Raw genomic sequence first — 231 nt, forward strand, 5'->3', positions numbered from 1 at the left:
TGGGCACAGCGACAAGCCTTACTTTCAGCAATGGAGTAGCGAGTGCGAGCTTGAGCTTGTTCCAAGTAGAATCAGCGATGATAGCAGCCACAGATGGAAGCATCGTAGCTGCAGGCTCAGACCGCTTATCGGTATCTGTAAGCGCAGGGTCATTCAGTAAAATGACAGTGAGCTTAACGAGCCCCCAAGTGAGTGGCACCGCCTTTAGTGGCAGCAATAGCTTAACGGCCT

Annotated in this window: 1 protein-coding gene; it reads left to right on the forward strand. The window is 51.9% G+C overall.

Features of this window, described 5'->3' with window-relative positions; translation table 11 throughout:
- On the forward strand, positions 1-231 hold a 231-nt coding region (locus EWU23_RS13930), incomplete at both ends, for a hypothetical protein (RefSeq protein ID WP_166233214.1).

The organism is Aquirufa beregesia (assembly GCF_011090385.1).
In the GTDB taxonomy this organism is placed as follows: domain Bacteria; phylum Bacteroidota; class Bacteroidia; order Cytophagales; family Spirosomataceae; genus Aquirufa; species Aquirufa beregesia.